We start from the raw sequence: 20,271 nt of genomic DNA on the forward strand, positions 1-20,271 counted from the left end.
CACTCCTCCTCCCAGTGTCGTTTCGAGAGGATCGGCAATACTCCTCCTCCTCCCAATTGCCGATCGAGTTTAAGAGCCTGGCGCACCTCCTCCCGCGCCGGGCTCTTTTCATTTTAGGCCCCTCCCCGATTTTCCATCCGTTGAACCGGCCACCTGGCGCCAATCGCCTTGTGTTCCAGGCACACCGAGGCGCCAGGGCCCTGACCTGAGCCAATCCTCCGCCGTTCCTCGGGTTTACCCGTGAAGAAGGATAGGTAAGATGGGAACCAGGACATCATCAGGAAGGACAGTATTTTGGCGGCGAAATTCGGAACAAGCGGTCTGCGTGGCCTTGCCACGGAACTGACCGGCAGCACCTCGGCGCTCTATGCAACGGCATTTGCCCGGTATCTGCTGGGCAACGGCCTGGCAAAGCCAGGTGACATGATTGCCGTTGCGCAGGATTTCCGCGATTCCAGCCCCGAAATCGCCTCCACCGTGATGGGCAGTCTCAAGCGCGAGGGCCTTGTTCCAATCGATTGCGGCCGCATACCGACGCCGGCCCTGGCGCTTTACGCGATGTCCAGGGGTGCGGCGGCGATCATGATCACCGGCTCGCATATTCCGGCAGATCGCAACGGCATCAAGTTCTATCGGCCTGACGGCGAAATCGGCAAGGCGGACGAGACCGCCATCACCGAACTTGCGACTGATCTCGCCAGTGATCCCGTTGCCACCCGTGTCGAGGAGGGATCCGGTGATGACCACAGCGCCGAGGCGGCGGCTCTGCTTTTTAAGCGCAATTCCAAGATCCTTCCGGCCAGTGCCTTGAGCGGATTGAAGATCGGCGTCTATCAGCACAGCACCGTGGCCCGCGAGACAATGGTCGATATCATCAGGCATTACGGCGCCGAAGCGGTCGCCTTGGGCTGGTCGGACAGCTTCATTCCGGTGGATACCGAAGCCGTCTCGCCCGACACGGAAAGCTTGCTGCTGAAATGGGCTGGAGAGCATGGCCTCGACGCCATCATCTCCGCAGATGGCGACGGCGACCGTCCCCTGGTGGCGGATGAGAGCGGCCGGCCCATGCGGGGTGACCTGCTTGGCCTGATTGCCTCCCGCTTCCTCAGGGCCGAGGTTGTGGTGACGCCCGTCACCTCCAATTCCGGCATCGATGCCGCCGGCGGTTTCGAGGTGGTCCGAACCCGGGTGGGCTCCCCCTTCGTGATCGCCGCGATGAGCGAAGCGCTTGGCGCCGGCAAAGGCAAGGTGCTGGGTTTCGAGGCCAATGGCGGCCTGATGCTGGCATCCGATTTTTCGCCTGAGGGACGGGAGATCGGCCCGCTCCCCACCCGCGACAGCTTCCTGCCGGCGCTGGCGGTCTTGGGCACGGCGGCGGCCCGCAAGATGTCGCTGTCCGAACTGGCCAGGGAATACAGCCTGCCTGTGGCAGCCGCCGACCGGCTGGAAAACTTTGCAACGGAGCGCAGCGCCGCGCTGATGGCCTATCTGCGTGGCGCGCGCGACAACCTCTCGGCCTTCCTCTCGCCCATCGGCACGGTCGCCGAGATCAGCGACATCGACGGCTTGCGCGTGACGCTGGGCGATCGCCGCGTCATCCATTTCCGCCCTTCGGGCAATGCCCCGGAAATGCGGTGCTATGTGGAAGCGCCGACGGCCGACGAGGCAGACGCCCTATTGAAGCAGGGGCTTGCGGCCATCGCCGCCTGGAAGCCCTGAGCTAAGGCTCGCTTACTCGATCAGGATCGCCCTGAAATCGTTGACATTCGTGCCGGTGGGACCCGGCACGAACAGGTCTCCGGACAGTGAAAAAGCACTCCAGGCATCATGTCCCGCCAGGAACAGCTTGGGGTCACCACCCGCGGCCCGAATTGCCGATACGGTCTGACCGTCGGCGAAGGCGCCGGCATTGTCTTCGGAGCCGTCAATGCCGTCGGTATCCGCCGCCAGCGCGTGGATCCCGTCTATGCCATCGATATCGAGAGCCAGCGACAGCAGGAACTCGGAGTTTCGTCCGCCCTTGCCGGCCTTGTCACCCGTGATCGTCACCGTGGTCTCGCCGCCGGAGAGGATCACGACAGGGCGGGCGAAGGGTCGATTTCGCAGCCGGGTTTCGCGTGCAATCGCGGCATGCATGCGGCCGATGTCGCGCGCCTCCCCCTCAATGGAATCCGAGAGAATGACGGTCGAAAACCCTGCCGCTTCGGCCTTTGCCGCCGCTGCCTCGAGCGAGACGCGGGCGGAGGCGATCACATGGACCTCGTTGCGGGCAAAGGCGGGATCATCCGGCTTCGGCGCGGCTGATGCTGCGGACTTCAGATGCGCCATCACGCGGTCCGGAAGGGACATGCGGTAGCCCTTGATAATGGCCAGCGCTTCTTCCGCCGTGGAGGCATCCGGCACGGTCGGGCCTGATGCCACGAAGGCTGCAACGTCGCCGGGCACGTCAGACACCACGAGGCTGACGACTCGCGCCGGCGCCGCGACCAAGGCCAGCCGTCCACCCTTGATGCGCGAGACATGCTTGCGCACGACATTCATGGCCGAGATAGGCGCACCGGATGCGAGCAGGGCCTTGGCGACCGCGATTTCGTCGGCGAGATCAAGACCCTCGGGCGGGGCCGGCAGCAATGCCGAGCCGCCGCCTGAGATCAAGGCGATCACAAGATCATCCGCTGTCAGGCCCGAAAGCTGATCGAAGAGAGCGGAAGAGGCGGCAAGGCCGGCTTCATCGGGAACCGGATGGGCCGATTGCAGGACGCGTATCTGCCGGCACTCGGCGATCGGCCCATGGCGGGCGACAACCGTGCCCTCCAACGGGCCATCCCAGACACGTTCAAGCGCCGCCGCCATCTGGCTTGCCGCCTTGCCGGCGCCGATGACGACGGTGCGGCCCTTGGGTCGCTCGGGAAGATGGGCACGAATCGCTTCAAGCGGATCGGCGGCCTTCACCGCCGCGTCGAATAGGCCTGCCAGGAATGCACGTTGCTTTTCATATGCCAAGATATGTTCCGATCCGTCCGTCACCATTGCGGGCCGCATCTTGGTCCGGCCATGCTGAGATTTCCACCCCTTTTCGTCGGTCAGCGAACCGAAGCGCGGGCACGGGGCCGCTGGTCGTTGCGCTCGTGCACGAAGATTGCCCCCGGCAGCGGATCCAGGCCCCTGATAATATCGGATGCCTTTTCGCCTACCATAATGGTTGGCGCATTGGTGTTGCAGGAGGGCACGCGCGGCATGACGGAGCTGTCACAGACGCGCAGGCCTTCGAGGCCATGGACCTTAAGATCGAGGCCGACCACTGCCATGTCATCAATGCCCATCTTGCAGGTTCCGACAGGGTGGTGGTCGGTCTTGGCATTGGCGCAGCCGTAATCGAACAATTCGTCATCGGTCATGACCTTGGGACCCGGTAACCGCTCCGCCAGGACATAGGGCTTCAGCGCCGCCTGGCTCATGATCTCGCGCGCGATCTTCAGGCCCTCGATCGACATCTTGCGATCATGCGGATCGGACCAGTAATTCGGGTCGATCAAGGGTGCCGCCGAGGGATCGGCGGAGGCCAGCCGCACAGTGCCGCGCGAGCGGGGATGCAGATAGGCGGAATTCAGGGTCACGCCGGCATTCCTCAGCTTTTCAACGCCAGCCTCGATGCCGGAGCCAAGGCCGAGATGGAACTGGATATCGGGCGAACGGGCCTCCGGGTCGGCATACCAGAAGCCGCCGGTTTCGAAGAGGGAGGAGGCGACTGGTCCGGTCCTGAACAGGATGTATTCGATGCCCGCCCATAGCGTGCGATGCAGCTTCGCAACCCCATCATAGGTGTGGTCGCCGGTGCATTCGGAAATGACGAAGAGATCGAGATGATCCTGCATGTTGGAGCCGACGCCCGGCAGGTCGTGCTCGACCTTGACGCCGACCGAGCGCAGGTGATCCGCTGGCCCAATGCCGGATTGCTGCAGCAGCTTCGGCGAGCCGATCGCCCCGGAGGTCACCAGCACTTCGCGATCTGCACGGACGACCTCTCCGCCGGCCAGTTCCACGCCGATGGCGCGCGCTCCCTGCAGAAGGATACGCTGAACCCGCGCGCCGGTGCGGATGGTCAGGTTCCGGCGATCCTTGATGGGCGAGAGATAGGCCAGCGAGGCGGAGGAGCGGCGGCGATTGCGCTGGGTCAACTGGTAGAAACCAACGCCCGCCTGCTGGCGGCCGTTGAAGTCGTGATTGTAGGGAATGCCGAGTTCCTGGCCGGCACGGATATAGGCATCGCAGATCGGCAGCGCGGAAACCGGCATGGAGACCCCGAGCGGCCCGCCATAGCCATGATAATCATCGGCGAAGCGCTGGTTGTCCTCTGCCCGCTTGAAATAGGGCAGAACCGAGCGATAGTCCCAGCCAGTGCAGCCGTCTTCCGCGGCCCATAGATCATAGTCGGCGGCATTGCCGCGGGTATAGAGCTGGGCATTGATCGATGAGCCGCCGCCGATCACCTTGGCCTGGGTGTAGCGCAAGACGCGGCCTTTCATGTGCTTCTGCGGCACGGTCTCCCAGCCCCAGCTTGCAACGCCCTTGGTCATCTTGGCAAAGCCGGCCGGCATGTGGAACAGGGGGTTCCAGTCGCCGCCACCGGCCTCCAGCAGCAGCACCTTGACGGCGGGATCTTCCGAAAGGCGATTGGCGAGCACGCAACCCGCAGGCCCGGCACCCGTGATGATGTAATCGTAGGTCATCGTCATTCCTCGAATTATCCGCTCGGACAGGTTCGCTCAGAGCCGTCCAATGGAAAGCCCGCCATCGGCATCGATCACCGAGCCCGTGGCGAAGGCGAAATTTCCGGAGGCCAGCGAGGCGCAGATGGCGCCGATATCGCCGGGCTCCCCCCAGCGCTTCATCGGCACCAACCCACCCTCGATCAGCGCGTCGTATTTGGCCGATACGCCGGCCGTCATCTCGGTGCGGATGATGCCGGGTCGGACCTCGAAGACCGCAATGCCATGGGGCGCGAGCCGCAGCGCCAGGCCCTGCATCAGGGTCGAGAGCCCCGCCTTGCTGATGCAATAATCCAGCCGCTCCGGCGAACTCAGCGTTGAGGAAACCGAGCTGATCGTGATGATGGAGCGCGGGCCTGTTACTGCCTCATCCGCCAGCATGCGCCGGAGCACGGCCTGGGTGAAGAACAGCGTGCCGCGCAGATTGGTGGCCATGATCGCATCGTAGTTTTCAGGCGTCAGCTCCAGGAAATCGCCGCGCACGACCGATGCCATGCCGGCATTGTTGACGAGGCAGGAGATTGCGCCGAAGCGGTCGCAGATGGCCTCGACGGTTGCGGCATGTCCGGCGACATCGCTGAGATCGGCAGGGAAATAGGCCGCCTCTGCCCCTTGGGCTTTCAGGTCCTCCAGCACCGGATCATCCGCCGCCATCTCGCCGAGGCCCGTGATGGCAATGTCATGACCACTGGCGGCCAGTGCCTTGGCGATGCCGAGGCCTATGCCGCGACCGGCACCGGTGACGATGGCAACAGGGCGTTTCGCGCTGGTCATGCCGCAAGATCCTTCTGCCGGATATGCCGGGCGACCCGCAGCGCCTGCGCCGCCACCGTCAGCGCCGGATTGACCGCCGCTGACGTGGGCAGATAGGCGGCGTCGACCACGAAGAGATTTGGGTGGTCATAGGCGCGGCAGAAGGGGTCGAGCGGCGCGGTTGTCGGATCGTTGCCGATGCGGACGGTGCCGCATTGGTGGGACGGGGTTCGCTTGTCGAAGGCGCGCGACAAAACGATTGGGAAGCCAGCCGCCCGCAACACCTGCTTCAGCTTGGCCACGAGGTCGAGATGGGCCTGCCAGTTGGTCTTGACCCAATGCAAGATGATCCTGTCGCCATCCACCATGACACGGCTTTCCGGATTGGGAATGTCCTCGCTCATGGCGTAGAAATCGATGGCATGGCGCGAGATGCGCTCCAGCAGCCATTCCGGCACCTGCGGAAGATTGGCCTTCAGGATCTTGCCGGAGACACGCCCGAGTAGCTGGACATTGCCGAGCGGCGGCCCGCCCGCCCCATCCGAGAGGTAGAAGTCATTGAAGGCAAAGGTCTTCTGGTAGACCGAATCATTGCGGTATGTCGGCGATATCGCCAGCACGGCCGATGAATTGTGGTTCATGAAATTGCGGCCGACCTGGTCCGAGCTGTTGGCAAGTCCGTTTGGGTTCTTGCCATCGGCCGACCGCAGCAGCAGCGCAGCTGACATGACGGCACCGGCCGAGAGAATGACCAGCTTCGGCCGCAGAACCTGATCGGCCCCATCGGTTTTTGCATGCACGGCCACGATGGAACGGCCATCCGGGGATGCCTCGAGCCTCGTGACCTTGCTCCTGATGCGCAGGGTGACGTTTGCGTGTTTCAGCGCGGCTGCGAGGGCGGCCGTTTCGCCGTCCATCTTGCCATCTGCGCGGTGGGGATGGGCATCCCAGGGCGTCTGGCCGGCCGCAAGCCAGCGCTCGATATCGACGCCGAGCGGGAGGCTGAACGGATGGAGCCCATTCTTCGCCAGTCGCTCACGCACCAGGGCAATGGCCGGCTCGTCCGGTACCGGTTTATGCGGATAGGGCGTGGAATGGGCGGGTTCGGTGGGATCCTGGCCCAATGCGCCACGCACCTGAAACAGGCGTTCGGCCTCGCCATACCAGGGCTCCAGTTCTTCATAGGGAAAGGGCCAGGCAGGCGACACACCCTCGCGATGCCGCATCTCCTCGAAATCCTCGCGGCGATAACGGAAGAGCACGGCGCCATAAAATTTGGAATTGCCGCCGACATTATAATAGTTGCCGGGATTGAAGGCCGAGCCATCGGCCTCATACCAGCTTTCCCGGGGGCGGAAATGGCCGCGCTGGAAGATGGCGCGCTGGTCTCGGTTTTCGGGCCTGTCGGTCAGATGGTCTCCGGCTTCGAGGATAACGATCGACGCGCCGGAGGGAGCAAGGCCGGCGGCGACAGTCGCGCCGCCGATCCCCGAGCCGATGATGACAATATCAGGCTGGCTTTGCATGGCAGGCTCACGCGATCCGGGCCTGGGTGGCGGGATCGAAGAATACGGCCTTGTCCAGATTAAAGGCGAGCCGGGCGGTCTGGCCGGCCTCGATGCGCGCATCGGCCCTAAGCCGGCAAACGACCTCCTTCGATCCAAGCTTGGTGACGGCGAAGGTGTCGGAGCCTGCGGGCTCCACCACTTCGATCAGGCAATCCCCCTCGGCGATGGTGCGGGCGTTGCGATCCGAGCCGTCGGGATCGGTCAGCGCCTCCGGACGGATGCCGAACACCACCTGCTTGCCGGCATGGGCGGCGAGCGCCTCCTTGCCCGGCGCGACTGGCAGGCTGAGAGGGGCACCGCTGCCGCGCGCCAGGGAGATCGAAAGACCGGCTTCCGTCTTCTGCACCTCGGCCGTCAGCAGGTTCATCGCCGGCGAGCCCATGAAGTCGGCGACGAACATATTGGCGGGGTTGTTGTAGATTTCCGCTGGCGAACCGAACTGCTGTAGCACGCCATCCCGCAACACCGCGATCTTAGTGGCGAGCGTCATGGCCTCGATCTGGTCGTGGGTGACATAGACGATCGTGGTCTTCATGCGGTTGTGCAGCCGCTTGATTTCGGTGCGCATGTCGACACGCAGTTTGGCATCGAGGTTCGATAGCGGCTCGTCGAACAGGAAGACCTGCGGGTTGCGCACCAGCGCGCGACCCATCGCGACACGCTGGCGCTGGCCGCCGGAAAGCTGGCTTGGCTTGCGGTCGAGCAGGTGGCGGATCTGCAGCATGTCCGCCACTTCGGCGATCGCCTTGTCACGCTCGGGTTTCGGCACGCCGCGGATTTCCATGCCGAAGGCGATGTTCCCGGCCACCGTCATGTTCGGATAAAGCGCATAGGACTGAAACACCATGGCGATGTCACGCTTGGAGGGCGGCAGGCCCGCGACATCTCGGCCATTGATGGCGATCTCGCCTGACGTGATCGGCTCCAGGCCAGCGATCGTGTTCAGAAGCGTGGACTTGCCGCAGCCTGATGGGCCGACCAGCACCAGGAAGCCGCCTTCCTCGATCTCCAGATTGATGTCCTTGAGGATTTCCAGCGCGCCATAGGACTTGCGGAGGTGGGATATCTTGAGAAACGACATGGGCCTTACCCTTTCACGGCGCCGGACATCAGCCCGCGGACGAAATAGCGGCCGGAGACGATGTAGACGATGAGCGTCGGCAGCGCCGCGAGGATCGCGCCGGCGAAATGGACATTGTATTCCTTCACGCCTGTGGAGGAGGAGACGAGGTTGTTGAGGGCGACCGTCATCGGCGTCGAGGATGCACCGGAGAACGAAGCGCCGAACAGGAAGTCGTTCCAGATATTGGTGAACTGCCAGATGACGGAAACGACGATGATCGGGCCTGAGGACGGCAGGAGGATACGGCGGAAGATCTGGAAGAAGCTCGCGCCATCGATCTGCGCCGCCCGCACCAGTTCGGTCGGGAAGTTTTCGTAGTAATTGCGGAAATAGAGTGTGGTGAAGCCCAGGCCATAGATGACATGCACCATGATCAGGCCCCAGATCGAGCCGGCCAGTCCAAGCATGCCGAGAATGCGCGCCATCGGGATCAGCACAATCTGGAAAGGAATGAAGCAGGAGAGCAGCAGTAGCCCGAAGAATATGTTCGAGCCGCGGAAGCGCCATTTGGTCAGGACATAGCCGTTTAGCGCACCGATGATGGTGGAAATGGCAACAGCCGGAACGACCATCAGGATCGAATTGATAAAGAAGGGCTTTAAGCCCGTGGGCTGGACGCCGATTTGTGCCGTGGACCAGGCCTGGAGCCACGGTTCGATGGTCCAGACCTGCGGCAGGTTCAGCATGCCGCCCTGGCGGATCTCATCCAGCGGCTTCAGAGAGTTCACCAGCATCACGTAGAGCGGCAGCAGGTAATAGATGGCAAACAGGATGAGGGCCGCATAAATGACCGCGCGGGTCAGCCGGCTGTGAGAGATGACGTTGTCGGGGCTTGGGGCGCTCATCAGCGTTTGCCTCCGCGAATTTCGGAATAGAGATAAGGCACGATGATCGAGAAGATCATGATCAGCATGATGATCGCCGAGGAGGCGCCAATGCCCATCTGGTTGCGGGTGAAGGTGTAGGAATACATGAAGGTCGCGGGCAGTTCGGTCGCCTGTCCCGGCCCGCCACCCGTGAGCGCAACCACCAGATCATAGGCCTTGATCGCGAGATGGGCGAGCACGACGAAGGCCGACAAGAAGACCGGGCGCATCAAGGGAATGATGATGCGGCGATAGACCGTCGCCGTGGAGGCGCCGTCGATCTGGGCCGCCTTGATGATCTCGTTGTCGACGCCGCGCAGGCCGGCAAGGAACATCGCCATGACGAAGCCGGAGGACTGCCAGACGGCGGCGATGACGACGCAGTAGATGGCGTAGTTGCGGTCCTTGATCCAGTCGAAGGCGAAGCTCTCCCAGCCCCAGAGATGCATGGTGTTTTCAAGGCCGATGCCGGGATCGAGGAACCACTTCCAGGCGGTGCCGGTGACGATGAAGGACAGTGCCATGGGGTAGAGATAGATCGGCCGGAGAAGACCTTCGGCGCGGATCTTCTGGTCCAGCAGGATGGCGAGCGCCAGACCCAGCACCGAGCAGATGACAATGTAGAGCGAGGCAAAGATGGCGAGATTGGAAATCGCCCGCCACCAGTGCGGCAATGCCCAGAGCTTTGTGTAGTTGCTGAGCCCTACGAAATTGTAGGAGGGCAGCATCTTGCTGTCGGTCATGGACAGGTAGCCCGTATAGGCGATGAAGCCATAGACGAATACCAATACGATGACAAAACTGGGGGCGAGCACGAGCTTTGGCAAAAGCTCCTGCAGCCGATTGCGGCTGTCCATGATCGTTACCGTTGTTTGGATGCTATTGATCAAGAGGCTTGGCCCCTCACCCTGACCCTCTCCCCGCAAGCGGGGAGAGGGGAACGGATACGCTGCGGCCTTCGCCCTTCTCCCCGTTCACGGGGAGAAGGTGCCGGCAGGCCGGTGCAACAAGTTGCACCTGAGCTGAGGGGCTGGCTAGCCCCATCTGCTTTTACTTCGCTGCTTCCACCGCCGCTGCCAGTTCCTTCACGGCTTCCTCGGAGGAAAGCTCGCCGTTGAACTGACGGGTGACCACGTCGTAGATGGCGTTCTTGACGGAGGCCGGGTTAGCATGCCCGTGGGCCATGGAACCGTAGAGCGAGCCGCTGGCATTGGCGTCGGCCAAGTCCTTGATCGCCTTCTTGCCGCAGGCGTCGAAGTCGGTGTCCGGAACGTCGGTACGGGCCGGTGCCGAACCCTTGACCACGTTGAAGGCCGACTGGAAAGTCGGGCTTTCAATCGCGGATGCCATCTGCAACTGGGCCGGAACCTTGTCGGCAGCTACCTTGAACATGGCGAACTGGTCGGAGTTGAAGGTCACGGAGCCTTGCGTGCCGGGGAAGCGCATGCAGACGAAGTCGGTGCCGGGCACCTTCTTGGCCTTTACGAATTCGCCCTTGGCCCAGTCGCCCATGAACTGCAGGCCGGCCTTGCCTTCGATGACCATAGCCGATGCCAGGTTCCAGTCGCGGCCGGAGAAGTTGTCGTCGACATAGCCGCGCAGCTTCGTCATGCGGTCGAAGGCTTCCTTCATCTTGTCGCCGCCAAGCGCTGCGGGATCAAGATCGATGAAAGCCTGCTTGTAGAAATCCTTGCCGAGCGAGAGCACGACAGCGTCGAAGATCGTCGCATCCTGCCAGGGCTGGCCACCATGGGCGACCGGCGTGATGCCCTGTTCCTTGAACTTGTCGAGCAGGGCAACGAGCTCTTCCCAGCTGGTCGGCTCCTTGCCACCGGCCTTGTCGAGAGCGGCCTTGTTGATCCAGACCCAGTTTGTCGAGTGCACGTTGACAGGTGCGGCGATCCAGTGGCCGTCATACTTCGAGAACTGCTGCAGAGCGGTCGGGATGACCTTGTCCCAGCCTTCCTTGGCCGCGATTTCATCGAGATTGCCGAGTGCGCCTTCCTTGGCCCAGTCGAGAATGTCGAAGCCCAGCATCTGAACGGCTGTCGGGGCATTGCCCGCGGTGACGCGGGCGCGCAGCACGGTCATGGCCTCGGTGCCGCCACCGCCGGCAACCGGCATGTCGGTCCAGGAAATATTCTTGGACTCCAGATCCTTCTTCAGAACGTCGAGTGCGGCGGCTTCGCCGCCGGACGTCCACCAGTGCAGAACTTCGACGCTATCGGCTGCACGGGCAATGCCGCCAACCGCCATTGCCATCAGTGCTGCCATTGCCGTCGTTGTCATGAACTTGCGCATAGATATCCTCCCTTTTGCAAGTAAACCTGCGGGAAACCCCGCTCCTCCTGTTGCGCTTGGGGCGTCGTTTGACGCCCGCGCCTGTCTCGCGGCCTCCCGACCGGAGGCCCATTTAAAACGTTATAAATTTATCAAGTCAAGGGATAAACAACCGAATGAAAAACCCTAATTTTCAGGGCAATTTATATGATTATTGACAGTCAGACACGTCTGAGAATCGCATTCCACCAATTGGAAACGTTTTAAATTTCTGACATGATCATTGCGTGCCAAGCCGGCGCGGTCTATCCTCCTGATATATCCGAGTGAAAGCGTGAGACGCCGTGAAGAAGTCCATCAAACCGATCGACGCGCGAGGGAAAGATGACGGGCGAAAGAGCGCGAAGCCGACGTTGCGGACCATTGCGGCGGAAACCGGGCTTGCGGTCACGACCATCTCGCGGGCGCTTGCCGACGACCCGTTGATCAATCTCGATACCCGCAAACGGGTGCGGGCCGTGGCCCAGGCGCTGGGCTATGCGCCGGATCGAGCCGCCCAGAGGCTGAAGACGGGACGGACGAATGTCATAGCCGTGCTGCTCGACCCGCACGAGGAAATCCTCGGCTTCGGCACGTCCCTGCTTTACGGCTTGACCAGCGCGCTGCAGGGCACGCCCTACCATATCATCGTCATGCCGAACTTCGTCGAAAGCTCCAATGTCGAGGCCGTCGACTACATCATTCGAAACCGGTCTGCCGATGGCATCATCTTCACGCGCACCGAATTGTTCGACGAGCGGGTTCGCCTGCTGCTGGAGAAGGATTTCCCCTTCGTCAGCCACGGCAGAACCGAATTTTCGCTGCCTCATCCCTATGTCGATTACGACAACTACACCTTTGCCTACGAAGCGGCGCGGCGTCTGATCAGCCGCGGCCGGCGCAAGCTGACCATCATCCTGCCGGACAACAGGCTGACCTTTCGCCAGCATATGCTGCATGGCTTCATGGCCGCCGTCCGAGAAAGCGGCATCGCCTACGAAATAGGCGAGGGTATCACCCTGGATTCGTCCGCCGGCGCCGTGCGCGATCATGTGCGCACGCGGCTCCAGCACCCCGATGCGCCCGACGGGCTTATCTGTCCGGGCGAGGTTTCCGCGCTTGCCGCCATTGCGGGCATGACCGAGGGAAACCGGGCGCTGGGTCGGGAATACGATATCGTCGCCAAGCGAACCTCGCGGCTGCTGTCCGACATCCAGCCGATGGTCGACACCATCTATGAGGACCTGACCACCGCCGGCGAGCGGCTGGGCCGGGTGCTTTTGAAGCGCATTGCCGACCCCAAGGCCAGCGACCTGCAGGTGCTGATGGCGCCGCCGCTGGGCGGAGACGGGCGCACGGCAACAGGCTGAAGCCGGCAATCTCGTCGATTTCATCGTCATGACTGCCTCCTTTCCGCAGCCTATCGCGTCTGTTTCGATCACCGGGGCATCCACCAGCCGGTTCGCGCGCCGATATGCATGTTCAGCGTCTTGGTCTCGGTATAGTCCTCCACCGCATGGCGACCCAATTCGCGGCCGAGGCCCGACTGCTTGAACCCGCCGAAGGGAAGCTCGGAAGCGCCGTCCATGAAGGTGTTCATCCAGATCGTGCCGGCCCTGACCTTGCGGCCGATCGTAAGGCAGGTGTCGAAATCCCGGCTCCAGACGCCGGCAGACAGGCCGTAGTCGATGGAATTGGCAATCGCGATCGCCTCCTCGCGGGTCTCGAAGGTCAAGACCGAGAGAACCGGACCGAAAACCTCTTCCCTCGCAACGGCCATGCCCGCTGTGACGCCATCGAGGATGGTGGGCGCCATGTATTGGCCAGCGCCGAAATCGAGCGCCTTGCCGCCAAAGGCGACATTGGCGCCGGCACCGGCAGCACCCGACACATATCCTTCAATCTTCCGCAAATGCTGCGGTGTGATGATCGCCCCGATCTGGGTCATCGGATCGAGCGGGTCGCCGATCCGGACATTTTCCGAAAGGGCCGCAATGCGCCTGACCACATCAGCAGCAATATCCTTGTGCAGGATCAGCCGCGAGCCGGCATTACAGCATTCGCCGGCATTGAAATAGGCGCCGAACACTGCCGCATCGATGAAGTTATCGAGATTGGCATCGGGGAACACGATCTGCGGATTCTTGCCACCCAATTCCAGCGAGACCTTTTTCAGCGTTTGGGCGGCATTGGCCATGGTCAGCTTGCCGACTCCGGTGGAACCGGTGAAGGAGACCATGTCGACATGGGGATGGGTGGCCATGATATTGCCGACCTCAGGTCCCGTCCCGACGATGATGTTGACGACACCCGCGGGAATACCGGCTTCTTGAAGGATCTCGCCGAGGACCAGCGTCGAACCGGATGTCAGTTCCGACGGCTTGACGACAGTGGTGCAGCCGGCTGCCAGCGCGAAAGGCAGTTTCTGCGCGACGATCAGGAACGGGAAATTCCAGGGCGTGATGATCGAGACGACGCCGATTGCCTCGCGCAACACGACGCCGAGCGTGCCTTCGCCGAGCGTGTTGTAGCTTTCCCCATGCAGGTCTCGGGCCAAGGCTGCGGCATAGCGCCAGATGTCGATAGCGCCGCCGATCTCGCCCTTGACCTGGCTGATCGGCTTGCCGGCCTCGATGGCATCGAGATAGGCGATCTCGTCCAACCGGTCCGCGATCAAGTCGGCGGCCTTCAGCAGCATATTGGAGCGTTCCGCCCCCGTGGTGCGAGACCAAGGACCATCATCGAAGGCGCGGCGGGCGGCGGCGATGGCGCGTTCCGTATCTCCAGCGGAGGCCTGGGCATAGCGGCTGACGGTGACGCCGTGGCTCGGCGCCACGCGTTCCAGCACGCGTCCGCCTTCGCCCTCGACCCATTGACCATCGATCAGCATCCGGAACTCCCGGACCGTCGTATTTTCGAGCGCCTTGGGAGCTACCAATATCGAGATCACCATTCTCCCTTGAAATCTGCAGGACGCTTGGCCTTGAAGGCGGCGACGCCCTCAGCAAGATCACCCGTCTTGGCCGCGAGGATCGAGCCGAGCGCTTCGACAGCCGTGCCATTGTCCTCGCCCGAAGCGACGGCCAGCATGAGTTTTGAAATTTCCAGCGCTGCCGGGCCGCGGGTGGCGACACGCGCGGCATAGGCGCGGGCGGTTTCCATCACCGTCCCGGTCTCGCAGATGGCATCGACGATGCCTTCGGCAAGGGCCTGTTCCGCGGTGAACATCTCGCCACCCAGAACCATGCGGCGCACGATCTGCGAGCCGAAGCGATGGACGAGCCGCTGCGTGCCCGACCAGCCGGGCACCATGCCAAGCGAGGTTTCCGGCAGGCCGATCTTGGCCTGGCGCTCGGCGATGCGGATATCGGCGCAACCGGCAAGTTCAAGGCCGCCACCCAAAGCATGACCATTCATCGCCGCAATCACAGGCATGCGCATCGTCGCCAGCCGCTCGAACAGCCGATGGCCGAAGCGCACCCATTGATGGCCGAATTCCTGGGGCTGCATGCCGCCCCAGGCGGCGATGTCACCGCCCGCCGAAAAGGCCTTGCCGGAGCCGGTGAGGATCAACACGCGGATCGAGGCGTCGGTCTCGATATCGTCCAGCGCCCGCGACAGGGCTTTCAGCGTGTCGAGATCCAGCGCATTCAGCTTATCCGGTCGCTCCAGCGTCAGGATCGCGATGGCGCCGTCGATATCAACACGAATACGAGGCTCAGCCATGGACACCCTCCAGCACCCGCTTCGGCCTGGCCGGCAGCGTCAGGCCAATCGGCGCGGGCTCGAACAGCGCGCTATCCATGATCTTCAGGTCTGGCGCGACGATCAGGGGGAATTCGCTTTGGTCGAGAATATGGGCCTGCAGATCGACACCCGGCGCGATCTCGGTCAGCACGATACCCCCGGGCGTCAGTTTCATCACGCAACGCTCGGTGACATAGGTGATGTCCTGGCCCTGTTCCACGGCGCGGCGGCCGGAGAAGGTCACGTGCTCAACCTCGTTGACCAGCTTCTTCAGCTTGCCTTCCTTCTCGATGACGAGCCTGCCGCCTTCGATGGCGAGCTTTGCGCCGGCGTTGAACATGCCGGAGAAAACGATCTTCTTCGCCCGGGCGGTGATATCGACAAAACCACCCGCGCCGGCTGTGACATGCGGCCGGAAGCCGAGCTTGGAGACATTGACGGAGCCATCCCTGCCGATTTCCAGGAAGGACAACAGCGACGCATCGAAGCCCGCCCCCTGGAAATAGGTGAACTGGTAGGGTGAGGGCATGAAGGCATCGGCATTCGACGCGCAGCCAAAGGCGAAATCCAGAAGCGGCACGCCGCCGACCGCGCCCTGCTCGATGACCCAGGTAATGGCGCCGTGCAGTCCCTCTTCCAGCAGGATGCGCGGCACATTGGCCGAAATGCCGAAGCCGAGATTGACGCAACTGCCGGTCTGCAACTCCTGCGCCACGCGTCGGGCTATGACCTTCTGCACGCCGAAATCCTGCAGCGTGAAGCTGTCAAGCGGGCGGAAGATTTCGCCCGAAATGGCGGGATCGTAGACGGTCTGGGTGGTCTGCTTCTGCTCGGGATCGACGATGATGTAGTCGACCAGCATGCCGGGCACGCGCACGTCGTGCGGCTTCAGCGAACCGTTCTTGGTGATGCGCTTGACCTGGGCGATGACAATGCCGCCATTGTTGCGGGCCGCGAGCGCCTGATCGAGGCCGCCGAGATAGGCGCCTTCATGTTCATAGGTCAGGTTGCCGTTTTCATCCGCCGTGGTCGCCCTGACGATGGCGACCTGGGGAATGATCGCGGGAAAATACAGCCATTCCTCGCCCTGGAAATCGATCTTGCTGACGACGGGCTCGGCTGCTGCGGCCGCGTTCATGGCGCAGCCCTGGCGGGCCGGATCGACGAAGGTATCGAGACCGATCTTGGTGATGACACCGGGCCGCTTGGCGGCCGCCTCGCGATGCATGTCGAACAGCACGCCGGAGGGAATGTTGTAGGCCGGGATTTCGTTGGCGGTCAGCATCTGCCAGATCAGCGGCGGCTCTGATGTCGATGGGCCTGATGGATAGGAGCCGCCGATGATCTTCTTCAGCAGGCCCTTCTTGGCGATGTGATCAATGCCCTTGATGCCGCTCATGTCGCCGGCGGCGATCGGGTGGAGAGTGGTCAGATCGCGGGGATGGCCCGTCGCCTCAAAGCGCTCGCCGATCGCCTTCAGCATCAGGTCCGGGCAGCCGAGGCCGCTGGAGGATGAGACCGTGACCGTGGCACCATCGGGGATGAGGGCGGCAGCTTCGGCCGGTGAGACATGCTTGATCATGATATCTGCTCAAAGTCCGGTTTCAATTTTCGTGGCCACGCCCGATGCGGCCGACCTGACCACGGCTATGCCTGTCGCCAGCGACCAAATCCCGTCTTCGCCTGTCGCCGAGGGCTGACCCTTGCCGTCGATGGCCGCATGAAAGTTTTCAAGCGCGGTTTCGTAGAGATTGCGCGGTGAAACCGGCAGTTCCCGCTCTCCGGAGGCATCGCGCAACAGAACCGTGCCGACGGGTTTCTGGGTCATGACATTGCGGGCGATCAGCGAGCCCTCGGTGCCGTGCACCTCGAAACCCGTCTCTGCATGTTTCGCCGTGAAGGCATCGTGGAACTGGGCGATCACGCCCGACTTGAAGCGGATGACGCCCATCACGCCGTCTTCCAGACCCTTGCCCATGCCACCCTGCTGGCTGAAGGCCATGGCCTCGACCGGATCGTCGCCCAGCACAAAACGCAGGGTATCGGCATCGTGAACGGTGATATCAAGAATGACGCCGCCACCGGCATCCGGCCGATCGAGCCGCCAGCCCTGGAGATGCGGCGGCAGATAGACGGCATGGAAGACGCGGGCCGCGAGCGGCTGGCCGATCCGGCCTTCGGCAATCGCCTCCCGCATCGCGCGATGGGTCGCGGCATTGCGCAGATGGTGGTTGGTGGCTAGCACCACACCAGCCTCTTTCGCCGCCGCGACCATGGCCCGCGCATCCCCGAGCGTCAAAGCCAGTGGCTTTTCGCAGAGTACATGTTTTCCGGCCTTGGCGGCGGCGATGGCCTGGTCGCGATGCAGTTCGTTGGTCGTGGAGATATAGACGGCGTCTATCGAGGCATTAGACAGGATGTCGGCGAGATCGGTGGTGGACCTGGCGATGCCGTTTTCGCGGGCATAGGCTGCGCCGCGCTCGGCATTGGTGCTCATGACCGAGACGACGTCGCCGCCGGTCGCGCGGATTGCGCCGATCACCCATTCCCTCGCGATCGTGCTTGCGCCGATCAGACCCCAGTGTTTCATGTCCTGCCTCCCGGACGCGGCCTCCCGCCGTCGTCCCTCGATATTCCCGATCAGTTCGCCAGCGCGATCCGACCTGCCTCATGCCCGCTGCCCTGCTGGGCGCCGCAACTCCTGCGCACCACCAGATGCGCCGGCGAAATCTGCGCCTCCGCATCCGTCGTTCCCGACACGATCTGCTTCAGAAGCAGTTGCGCCGCACGCCGACCCATGCCCTGCGGGTCGATCGACACCGTCGTCAGAGCCGGCACCGCGGTCTTCGCCTCGATCACGTCGTCGAAGCCGACCACGGCGAAATCCTTGCCCGGCTCGCGGCCCAGGCCCCGCAGCCCGTCACAGACGCCGAAGGCCACGGCATCGTTGAAGCACAGCGCCGCCGTCGGCCTGTCGGCCAGAAGATGGCAGCGCTCCATGGCCGCCACCCCGCCGGCCCGCGACGGGGCCGAGGCGATCACCAGGTCTTCGCTCTGTTCCAGCCCGGCCACCGCCATGGCGTCCCGGTAACCGCCAAGCCGCTCGGCAAAGACCGTCGTGTCCGGAAAGCCGCCAAGAAACGCGATTCTGCGGTGTCCGAGCGATGCCAGATGCAGCACCGCCGCCTTGGCGCCGGCGTGATTGTCCGAAAGCAGCGAGGAGACCTTGCCGCGCGGAATGTTGCGCACCACAGCAACCACCGGAATGTCGGAGGCCACCAGCGGCTTCATGTCAGCCGCATCCGTGCCGCGCGCGGGCGAGATGATCAGGCCGGAAATCCCATGCTCGCGCATCGAGACGATGATCTCCCGCTGGCGCTCGGCGCTTTCTCCGGAATTGGCCAGGAACTGCACGAAGCCGGCCGATTGCAGCGTCATGTCGATGCCGACAGCCAGTTCCGCAAAGAAGCTGTTGGTCAGGTCGTTGACGATGACGCCGATGATCTTGGACTTCGCATTGGACTGCCGGAGATTGGCCGCACCTCGGTTATAGACATAACCGAGCTCCTTGATGACGGCCGACACCTTGGCACGCGTCGCCTCATTGACCAGCAGACTGCCCTGCAGGACCAGGGATACGGTCGATTTCGACACGCCGGCGGCATGCGCAATATCGATCACTGTAACCTTGGCCTTCACAGGCGCCTCCCGAGCTTTGTTGCCATCAAATAATTGGATCGTTCCAATTTTGTCAAGCGGTGCTGATTGCGAAAAATTGAGTTTGGCGACATTGGAAGCGCAAAAGGCGGATTATGGCCTCCGTTAGAAGGTTGAAGTCGCCAATTTCTCTGCAGGCAATCATTGTCCCTTGGTGTCCGCTCCTCAGTTTACAACCAATATCCACTCTTGAAATTTGGAACGATCTAAATTATTCAGCGGGAAAGCGGAGGAAACAGCCATGAACCTGACAGTGAGACTGCCCGTTGCGGATGGGTCGGTTGAGAATTATGCCCTGACCGGACGCCCTGTCGCACGGCCCACCTCACCGCCGCGTTTCAATCGCATTGCCTATGCCGCAGCCCATGTGGTTTCCGATCCCTGGCGTGAGCATGATCCCTGGGGCCGACCGGCCATCGACTGGGATCGCACCATCGCCTTCCGCCATCACCTCTGGAGCCTCGGCTTCAAGATCGCCGAGGCCATGGATACGTCTCAGCGCGGCATGGGGCTGGACTGGGCGGGCGCGCAGGAGCTGATCAGCCGCTCGCTTTCGGCCTCGCGCACGGTTGCGGGTGCCGATCTCGCCTGTGGCGCCGGGACAGACCATCTGTCGCCTGCCGATGCGCGTTCGCTTGAGGATGTGATCGCAGCCTATGAGACGCAGTTGGAGTTCGTGGAGAAGCATGGCGGCCGGGCGATCATGATGGCAAGCCGGGCGCTGGCGCGCGTGGCGAAATCAGCGGATGACTACCGAGCCGTCTATCGGCGCATTCTCTCCCAGGCCCGCGACAAGGTGGTGCTGCACTGGCTCGGCCCGATGTTCGATCCGCAATTGTCCGGCTATTGGGGCAGCGATACCTTCGAACTGGCGCTCGAAACCGTTCTGTCGATCATCGAGGAGAACCGGGACAAGGTCGAGGGCATCAAGATTTCACTTCTGGACAACGCCAAGGAGATCGCCCTTCGCAAGCGCCTTCCGGCGGGCGTGCTCTGCTTTACCGGCGACGATTTCAATTATGCGGACCTGATCGAAGACCATGGCGACGGCTACAGCCACGCGCTGCTGGGGATCTTCGACGCGGTGGCGCCGCAGGCCTCTCCGGCGCTGGCGTCGCTCGCCCAAGGCGACACGGCGACGTTCCGCGCCGTCCTGCAGCCGACCGTGCCGCTGTCGCGCAAGATCTTCGAGGCCCCAACTCAGTATTACAAGGCCGGCGTGGTCTTCCTGGCCTGGCTCAACGGCCACCAGGACCACTTCACCATGCCGGCGGGCATGCAGTCGGCCCGTGGCATCCTGCATTATGCCGAGGTTTTCCGGCTGGCCGACCAGGCCAATGTGCTGGACCGCCCCGATCTTGCGGCGGAGCGCATGGGCCACTTCATGGCCATGCATATCAACGGCTGAG

At 62.8% G+C, this 20,271-nt stretch carries 16 protein-coding genes; 3 read left to right on the plus strand and 13 right to left on the minus strand.

Translation table 11 applies throughout. The annotated features are described in order from the left end of the window. The first annotated feature begins 294 nt into the window (after positions 1-294). A complete protein-coding gene (locus tag B9A97_RS24430) occupies positions 295-1,719 on the plus strand; it encodes a phosphomannomutase (protein ID WP_084368439.1) in 1,425 nt (474 codons plus the stop codon). A 12-nt stretch (positions 1,720-1,731) separates the two neighbouring features. On the opposite strand, the gene B9A97_RS24435 is transcribed toward B9A97_RS24430, so the two are convergent. The 8 genes from B9A97_RS24435 to B9A97_RS24470 form a co-directional block, all read right to left on the minus strand. Beyond that, complete coding sequence (locus B9A97_RS24435; RefSeq protein ID WP_244564350.1) at positions 1,732-3,003, minus strand: glycerate kinase type-2 family protein; 1,272 nt, start codon at positions 3,001-3,003, stop codon at positions 1,732-1,734. 80 nt (positions 3,004-3,083) lie between these two features. Next, the gene (locus tag B9A97_RS24440; RefSeq protein WP_084368461.1) at positions 3,084-4,730 is read right to left on the minus strand and encodes a GMC family oxidoreductase; all 1,647 of its coding nucleotides are present in this window, start codon (positions 4,728-4,730) and stop codon (positions 3,084-3,086) included. A gap of 36 nt (positions 4,731-4,766) precedes the next feature. Beyond that, positions 4,767-5,543 carry a 3-ketoacyl-ACP reductase gene (locus B9A97_RS24445; protein ID WP_084368441.1) on the minus strand — a complete coding sequence of 259 codons (777 nt, stop codon included), beginning with the start codon at positions 5,541-5,543 and terminating at the stop codon, positions 4,767-4,769. Beyond that, entirely contained in the window at positions 5,540-7,048 is a 1,509-nt protein-coding gene (locus B9A97_RS24450) for an FAD-dependent oxidoreductase (RefSeq protein WP_084368442.1), read from the minus strand. The genes B9A97_RS24445 and B9A97_RS24450 overlap by 4 nt, the downstream gene beginning before the upstream one ends. Positions 7,049-7,055: 7 nt before the next feature. Beyond that, positions 7,056-8,171 (minus strand): ABC transporter ATP-binding protein, encoded by a 1,116-nt coding sequence (locus B9A97_RS24455; RefSeq protein ID WP_084368443.1) that lies wholly within the window; start codon positions 8,169-8,171, stop codon positions 7,056-7,058. 5 nt (positions 8,172-8,176) lie between these two features. Beyond that, positions 8,177-9,058, minus strand: coding sequence for a carbohydrate ABC transporter permease (locus B9A97_RS24460; protein ID WP_084368444.1), 882 nt, complete (start codon positions 9,056-9,058; stop codon positions 8,177-8,179). Then, positions 9,058-9,936, minus strand: a complete 879-nt coding sequence (locus B9A97_RS24465; RefSeq protein ID WP_084368462.1) for a carbohydrate ABC transporter permease — start codon at positions 9,934-9,936, stop codon at positions 9,058-9,060. The genes B9A97_RS24460 and B9A97_RS24465 overlap by 1 nt, the downstream gene beginning before the upstream one ends. Positions 9,937-10,129: 193 nt before the next feature. Next, a complete protein-coding gene (locus tag B9A97_RS24470; RefSeq protein WP_244564352.1) occupies positions 10,130-11,353 on the minus strand; it encodes an ABC transporter substrate-binding protein in 1,224 nt (407 codons plus the stop codon). Between the two features lie 350 nt (positions 11,354-11,703). On the opposite strand from B9A97_RS24470, the gene B9A97_RS24475 reads away from it, so the two are divergent. Next, positions 11,704-12,768 carry a LacI family transcriptional regulator gene (locus tag B9A97_RS24475; protein WP_084368446.1) on the plus strand — a complete coding sequence of 355 codons (1,065 nt, stop codon included), beginning with the start codon at positions 11,704-11,706 and terminating at the stop codon, positions 12,766-12,768. 68 nt (positions 12,769-12,836) lie between these two features. Here B9A97_RS24475 and B9A97_RS24480 read toward each other — a convergent pair whose 3' ends face one another. The 5 genes from B9A97_RS24480 to B9A97_RS24500 are packed head-to-tail and all read right to left on the minus strand — an operon-like array spanning position 12,837 to position 18,844. Further along, positions 12,837-14,345 carry an aldehyde dehydrogenase family protein gene (locus B9A97_RS24480; protein ID WP_084368463.1) on the minus strand — a complete coding sequence of 503 codons (1,509 nt, stop codon included), beginning with the start codon at positions 14,343-14,345 and terminating at the stop codon, positions 12,837-12,839. After that, positions 14,345-15,124, minus strand: coding sequence for an enoyl-CoA hydratase/isomerase family protein (locus tag B9A97_RS24485; protein ID WP_084368447.1), 780 nt, complete (start codon positions 15,122-15,124; stop codon positions 14,345-14,347). The genes B9A97_RS24480 and B9A97_RS24485 overlap by 1 nt, the downstream gene beginning before the upstream one ends. After that, positions 15,117-16,727: an acyl CoA:acetate/3-ketoacid CoA transferase gene (locus tag B9A97_RS24490; RefSeq protein ID WP_084368448.1), complete on the minus strand. Its 1,611-nt coding sequence runs from the start codon at positions 16,725-16,727 to the stop codon at positions 15,117-15,119. The genes B9A97_RS24485 and B9A97_RS24490 overlap by 8 nt, the downstream gene beginning before the upstream one ends. 9 nt (positions 16,728-16,736) lie before the next feature. Further along, on the minus strand, positions 16,737-17,735 hold the full coding sequence (locus B9A97_RS24495; protein ID WP_084368449.1) for a Gfo/Idh/MocA family protein: 999 nt from the start codon (positions 17,733-17,735) through the stop codon (positions 16,737-16,739). A gap of 50 nt (positions 17,736-17,785) precedes the next feature. Further along, a complete protein-coding gene (locus B9A97_RS24500) occupies positions 17,786-18,844 on the minus strand; it encodes a LacI family DNA-binding transcriptional regulator (protein WP_143530695.1) in 1,059 nt (352 codons plus the stop codon). Positions 18,845-19,103: 259 nt separating this feature from the next. On the opposite strand from B9A97_RS24500, the gene B9A97_RS24505 reads away from it, so the two are divergent. Further along, positions 19,104-20,270, plus strand: a complete 1,167-nt coding sequence (locus B9A97_RS24505; protein WP_084368451.1) for a dihydrodipicolinate synthase family protein — start codon at positions 19,104-19,106, stop codon at positions 20,268-20,270. Position 20,271 lies beyond the last annotated feature (1 nt).

This window comes from Rhizobium sp. RU36D, from assembly GCF_900176345.1.
Lineage (GTDB): Bacteria > Pseudomonadota > Alphaproteobacteria > Rhizobiales > Rhizobiaceae > Allorhizobium.

Coding starts and splice junctions, on each gene's coding strand:
- B9A97_RS24440 (WP_084368461.1), bottom strand. CDS start 4,730: ATGACCTACGATTACATCATCACGGGTGCCGGGCCTGCGGGTTGCGTG.
- B9A97_RS24445 (WP_084368441.1), bottom strand. CDS start 5,543: ATGACCAGCGCGAAACGCCCTGTTGCCATCGTCACCGGTGCCGGTCGC.
- B9A97_RS24450 (WP_084368442.1), bottom strand. CDS start 7,048: ATGCAAAGCCAGCCTGATATTGTCATCATCGGCTCGGGGATCGGCGGC.
- B9A97_RS24455 (WP_084368443.1), bottom strand. CDS start 8,171: ATGTCGTTTCTCAAGATATCCCACCTCCGCAAGTCCTATGGCGCGCTG.
- B9A97_RS24460 (WP_084368444.1), bottom strand. CDS start 9,058: ATGAGCGCCCCAAGCCCCGACAACGTCATCTCTCACAGCCGGCTGACC.
- B9A97_RS24465 (WP_084368462.1), bottom strand. CDS start 9,936: ATGGACAGCCGCAATCGGCTGCAGGAGCTTTTGCCAAAGCTCGTGCTC.
- B9A97_RS24470 (WP_244564352.1), bottom strand. CDS start 11,353: ATGGCAGCACTGATGGCAATGGCGGTTGGCGGCATTGCCCGTGCAGCC.
- B9A97_RS24485 (WP_084368447.1), bottom strand. CDS start 15,124: ATGGCTGAGCCTCGTATTCGTGTTGATATCGACGGCGCCATCGCGATC.
- B9A97_RS24490 (WP_084368448.1), bottom strand. CDS start 16,727: ATGATCAAGCATGTCTCACCGGCCGAAGCTGCCGCCCTCATCCCCGAT.
- B9A97_RS24495 (WP_084368449.1), bottom strand. CDS start 17,735: ATGAAACACTGGGGTCTGATCGGCGCAAGCACGATCGCGAGGGAATGG.
- B9A97_RS24505 (WP_084368451.1), top strand. CDS start 19,104: ATGAACCTGACAGTGAGACTGCCCGTTGCGGATGGGTCGGTTGAGAAT.